Annotated in this window: 5 protein-coding genes and 2 pseudogenes; 2 read left to right on the plus strand and 5 right to left on the minus strand. The window is 45.8% G+C overall.

Going from position 1 to position 5,662, the window contains the following annotated elements:
• Window positions 1–139: 139 nt before the first annotated feature.
• Window positions 140–814 (plus strand): annotated as a pseudogene (locus QTN95_RS19535) (dienelactone hydrolase family protein); the annotation flags it as partial.
• 50 nt (window positions 815–864) lie between these two features.
• Here QTN95_RS19535 and secF read toward each other — a convergent pair.
• The 4 genes from secF to QTN95_RS19555 all read right to left on the minus strand — a co-directional run bounded on the left by secF (window position 865) and on the right by QTN95_RS19555 (window position 4,959).
• A complete protein-coding gene (secF, locus tag QTN95_RS19540) occupies window positions 865–1,767 on the minus strand; it encodes a protein translocase subunit SecF (protein WP_331418669.1) in 903 nt (300 codons plus the stop codon).
• 2 nt (window positions 1,768–1,769) lie between these two features.
• Window positions 1,770–3,617, minus strand: a complete 1,848-nt coding sequence (gene secD / locus QTN95_RS19545; RefSeq protein WP_331418670.1) for a protein translocase subunit SecD — start codon at window positions 3,615–3,617, stop codon at window positions 1,770–1,772.
• Window positions 3,618–3,702: 85 nt separating this feature from the next.
• Window positions 3,703–4,185: a hypothetical protein gene (locus QTN95_RS19550; protein ID WP_138972021.1), complete on the minus strand. Its 483-nt coding sequence runs from the start codon at window positions 4,183–4,185 to the stop codon at window positions 3,703–3,705.
• A gap of 102 nt (window positions 4,186–4,287) precedes the next feature.
• Window positions 4,288–4,959: a hypothetical protein gene (locus QTN95_RS19555; protein WP_331418671.1), complete on the minus strand. Its 672-nt coding sequence runs from the start codon at window positions 4,957–4,959 to the stop codon at window positions 4,288–4,290.
• 54 nt (window positions 4,960–5,013) lie between these two features.
• Here QTN95_RS19555 and QTN95_RS19560 point away from each other — a divergent pair, with 54 nt between their 5' ends.
• Window positions 5,014–5,526, plus strand: coding sequence for a hypothetical protein (locus tag QTN95_RS19560; RefSeq protein WP_331418672.1), 513 nt, complete (start codon window positions 5,014–5,016; stop codon window positions 5,524–5,526).
• A 2-nt stretch (window positions 5,527–5,528) separates the two neighbouring features.
• Here QTN95_RS19560 and QTN95_RS19565 read toward each other — a convergent pair.
• A pseudogene (locus QTN95_RS19565) lies at window positions 5,529–5,662 on the minus strand (IS630 family transposase); the annotation flags it as partial.

The raw sequence follows: 5,662 nt of genomic DNA on the forward strand, positions 1-5,662 counted from the left end.
GGGAAGCTTGATTGTATCTACTCATGTTATTTGTCCTCTTTGACTTCTGGAAAAATCAAAGACGCATTTAGCATGAGTAGTTTTACAGGCAAAGCCGAAACGGATGATAACCACCTACTGAAGTAGGTGGTTTAGGGCTGAAAACAAAATTTACAATGTAAACGGTAGTGATTACGAGGGCTACTGGAGCAAAGTCAGTGACAATGCACCACTAGTATTGCTTATCCATGACTGGGACGGTTTAACAGACTACGAAATGAAACGAGCCGATATGCTCAATCAATTAGGCTACAACGTATTTGCCGCCGATCTATTCGGTAAAGGGATACGACCAACAGAGATTGAAGACAGAAGACAGCACACAGGAGAACTCTACAAAGACAGAGAAAAACTTCGTGCGCTAATGCAGGGCAGTTTGGATTTTGCCGCCCAGCTTGGAGGAAACAGTGACAACACCGTTGTGATGGGCTATTGCTTTGGTGGTGCAGCAGTTCTGGAGTCTGCACGAGCAGGTATGAAAGCCAAAGGCTTTGTCACCTTCCACGGAGGGCTAGGTACTCCTGAAGGTCAATCTTATCAGAACACCACTGCACCTATAATGATTCTCCATGGCACGGCAGACAGTGCCATTCCTATGTCACAGTTTGCTGAGCTGGCTGAGCAACTTGAAACTGCCAAAGTCCAACATGAGATGATTACGTATAGTGGAGCGCCGCATGCTTTCACGGTTTTCGATAGTCCACGCTATCGCGAAGATGCCGACAAGAAATCATGGGATAGTTTCACACGCTTCCTCGCCGCCAACACCAATTAAAGCAAAAGCCCCGCGATAGCACTATCGCGGGGCTCTGTCATCCCTATCGTCTATGGCGCCGTATCTATTTCTACTGGTAGATAGTGCTTAGGTTCGAGCTTCAACCACTCTGGCAAAACAGTACCGATCGATATCGATGACCAAGTGCCAGACAAAATACCAATGAACATCGCCCCAGCAAACCCTTGTAATGCGTTGCCTCCCATAATCCACAGTGCCGAGACCGTGAGCAAGGTGGTTCCTGAAGTCACCATAGTACGTGAGAAGGTCGCTATCACAGCTTGGTCATTGATTTCTTCCGTTGATAGAGACTGTTTTGCAATGAGCAACTCACGGATACGGTCAGCAATAATGATTGAATCGTTGAGTGAGTAACCCAAAATTGCCAGAATTGCCGCAAATACGGTCAAGTTAAATTCCATCTGCGTTGCAGCAAAGAATCCCAATACCAGTACGACATCGTGAATTAAGGCCAGCAGTGAACCACTTGCCAGACGCCATTCAAAACGAAAGCAGAGGTAACCCAAGATGCTCAGCATCGAAATCATCAGCGCTAAGCCACCTTGATCAACCAAATCTTGCCCAACTTGTGAACCCACCATGCTGTTGCTGATCACGTCAACCTGATGCGAAATCGGTGCTAGGGTCTGACTTAGGTCTGCTACCTGTGCGTCGCTTTGAGGAATTGGGTAACGAATCACCCATCTTCCATCCTGGTCTGAGTGCGTAACGTTGGTAAACTCACCAAGGGCTGGTTGCAATACCTCTACCAACTGCGAGTGGGTCACATTGTTATCAACCTTGACCTCAGTCACCATACCACCGGTAAAGTCTAAGCCCATGTTCAGGCCATTCATCGCCAATGCGACCAAAGAAACGACCATCAGCGCTAAAGAAACAAAGCTTGTGATGTAACGAATACGGCGAATACGCTGTTTAAAAAACTCAACCATGATTAAACCCTCACATCACGACGCGCATCGCGTCCCCAAACTAAGTTGATAATTGCACGTGATGCAAACACACCACTAAACATACTGGTCAGCAAACCGAGACCAAGAGTCAGAGCGAAACCTTGAATTGGGCCATTACCAAGCGAGTAAAGTACAACTGCGGTAATCATGGTGGTAATGTTGGCATCAAGAATGGTGCTCAACGCGCTACCAAAGCCAAGATCAATGGACTGCGCAAACGTGCGCCCTTCTGCAAGCTTGTCTTTGATGCGTTCAAAAATGAGCACGTTGGTATCGACCGCCATACCGACAGTCAGTACCAAACCCGCGATACCCGGCAGTGTCAGTACTGCTCCTGGTAGGAGTGCGATAAGACCAAGTAGGCTAACCATGTTGACCAATAGCGCCACATTAGCGACCCAACCTAGTCGGCGATACCAGAGCGCCATGAAAGTCAGCGTCATCGCAAGACCTAGCGCTAAAGCGGCAAAACCATTCTGAATGTTTTCAGCACCTAATGAAGCACCAATTGTGCGCTCCTCAACGATCGTCACTGGCGCAGTCAAAGAGCCCGCGCGAAGCAACAAGGCTAGGTTTTGTGCGTCTTCCATTGAGCCTGCTCCAGTGATGCGGAACTGGCTGCCAAGCTGAGACTGAATAGTCGCGACACTAATAACACGTTCGCTGCGTTCTGTTTCACCTTTCGAATTGGTGGTGTATTCGCGGTACACGGTCGCCATTGGTTTACCAATATGACCAGCGGAGAAGTCACTCATCATCTTGCCACCCGCATGATCGAGTGAAATGTTAACTTCAGAGAAGCCCATTTTGTCGACGCCAGCACGAGCATTAATGATGTGTTCACCAGTCAACACAGGTCGTTTTGCTAAAGTGACATCACGGCCATCGTTATCTTTAAGTGCAATGTCACCATACGCCTTACCTTCCGAAGGCGTGCGGGCTTCATGAAAGGCTAGCGTTGCGGTCGCACCAATGACATTTTTCGCCAACGATGGATCTTGGACACCCGGTAACTCAATACGAATACTGTGCTCACCCTGACGCTGTACCAACGCTTCTGTAATACCAAGCTCTTCAATACGGTCACGCATGATCTTTAAGTTTTGCTTTAATGTGACGGACTGGAACTCACTTTTGCTTTCAACCGTCGGTTTAACCGCAATGAAATCTGAATGTCGTTTTACGTCCCAAGTTGGGTAGTTCTGCTTGAGGAAGCTCTGAATCGATCCTAACGCCTGTTCAGAGTCTGATTTAATATCAAATGCTTCTGATCCAACCGAAGCGATCTGCACACTACGCAAACGCTCTTGACGGAGAAAATCTCTCACTTCATCGACCAAACTATTGCGTTGGTCTTCGAACGCTTTATCAATATCTACATTAAGGAGGAATTGAACACCACCGCGTAGATCTAGCCCGAGCTTAATCGGACTAAAGCCCATGTCGCTCAGCCACTTAGGTGCCACAGAGACGTAAGAGAAACTAATACTATCCTGTTTGCTGAGCAATTTATCTAGCTCTTTTCTTGCCAGTGTCTGTTCAGTTTCGTTATCGAACACCAAGGTGGTTTTGTTACCCATCTGTTCAATTTTACTTGCTTGGATATCACGCTGATCAAGATAATGATTCAGTTCAGTGACGTTATTTAAAATAGTATTTGCCCGCCCTTGTGACGTTGTCACCTGAATCGACGGTTTTTCACCATACCATGTTGGGATAGCACTCAATGTCAGCATGATAATCGTGGCAATCAGTACCACGTATTTCCAAGCTGAATAATGGTTCATGAGACGAGCAGAACTCGCCTGTTTAGCAGGATTTTTTTTCATTGTATTTCTTAACTTTGTTCGGCTCAGGCGTGCCTGAACCTAAATTACTAACGTAAGAAGGCGTAATCGCTTCCGAAAAAGTAAGTTAAAGAAATACCGGGTATTGGGCGTTTAAAGCGACATAAAGTGCGTTGGACTCTTTCCAGCCAGCAATTCGACTTGGCGAGGTATAACGAGTAGCAAGGGCATTAGTCGAAGATAGACAGGTTGCCTTGTATAAACGGAAAAGGGCAACGATCGCAGGTTCAAAAGTCGGTAGTTCTAAATTCGACGAAGAATCAGCGTCATCAACAAAACGAGTAGAATGTAGCCAGCGATTGGTACTTACGATCGCTAACCAATCTTGAGCAAATTCCGATTGTGTGATCGGTTTAGGCTGAGAATCTTCTCTTACTTCGTCAAACAGGGCCTGAGCATCGCTTTTAGACGCAGGTAGAAGAGTATTAATTCGGTAGCTTAATCGAGCGGAGGCTTCATTTTCGGCTTGCAGCAGATACGCAAACGCCTGCGAAGGCACAACCATCGCAAGAGTAAAAAGCCAAATGTATGAAATGAATCGACGAAGCATTGACCAGCCTGATTATATCTAACAGCGAGATAGTAGATCTAACCCATATGACAAACAACTAAAATGTTCTAAAAGCTAATATTCCATATCTGAGTCAAACCACTATCGGTAGAATATCTTACCGCTTAACACATCAAGATAGATTTTGTTGGCTTGCTTTAAACCACCGCAGTAAACAAAGTAAGCTTGTTGTTGATTGAATGTCACGGAACGAATCCATCCTTTGGTCTCTTCAAAGTCTTCAGGAGTACAAGTCCCCTCTTTTAGCAGTTGGTCGGTTGTTTTTATAAACATCTCAAAGTGTTGCTTAAAGTCATCAGATTGCTCGATGTACTGGCTGATGGTTTCCATCCTCTCTTGCTTTGAAATGGTTGGCGCGACCTCAAGCAATGCGTCCATCGGCACCCACTCTGCGACTTCAGGCCCCCCTTCTTCATAAACATAGTAGGGAGAAATCCGCCCCCAGCCATCTTTCTTTTCTAGTACGTGCAACTTGTCGCCACGGTACACAGCACTCTCAATAAACGCGTCGACATCTGGGGCTTCACGTACACCCAGTCTAGGTGGGCTAACGTAATAATCTGTCACTGGGGCCGCGGGTCGAATCTCTTCCTCTTCTTCGACAATAGGCAGTGGCGTAACAGGTTGCTTTTCGTCTTCAGCCGCCTCTAGCGCTAGAGCATCTTGTTGCGGTTTGTAATAGAAAATGTAGTAACCACCGCCAGCACAGGCGATACCCACTAACAACAAGACAACCATGATGAGTTTTTTCATATCCGCCTAATCTTTTCCTATACTTATCGAGTTATAACCACCACCACAACCACGATGAAATGGCACTGTATTAATATTACTATAACGGCAGCACTGCTGATCACTTTACCTTTTAAGGTACTTAGTGCCCATTGTTCGGCTCCAGCATGGAACGAAATCCTCAATCTTCAGACCGATCTTGACCGAACTTATAACCTCCATGCTCAAAAATTTAATCAGTTTCTGCACATCCATAACGAGCAGCCCTTTCTTTACCAAGAATTCACTCCTCAGGAGATTCGCCAGTTTTGGGACAGCAATAAGGACACCTTACATCAAAGTATGAACTCCCAAATTGAGGCATCGCTTTTTGTCGTTGATAAAATACAACTAGAGCGAGACTCCCTACAGCAACTATCTGAGCGTGTAGAACAAATACTGCTACGCTGGCGAAACATCAGCCAACATTGCAAGCAGATGGACAATCAATCAAACGCCGTAGCAAGCGAAAAGTATGCGCAGCTTAATCAGGCGTTAATACTCGATATCAATAAACTGTTTACTAAACTGCTCATCCTAAATAGCTGATCCTAATTATGCTTCACTTTTTGTACTCCATGACCACCGCTGGGAAACGATGAAATGTTATCCATAAAGTTTCGAACCCGTTTTAATAGTTGCCACATTGCTTTGCATTGATGATTCCGAGTTACTGTTTCATGTA

The organism is Vibrio sp. M260112, from assembly GCF_036533775.1.
GTDB lineage: Bacteria > Pseudomonadota > Gammaproteobacteria > Enterobacterales > Vibrionaceae > Vibrio.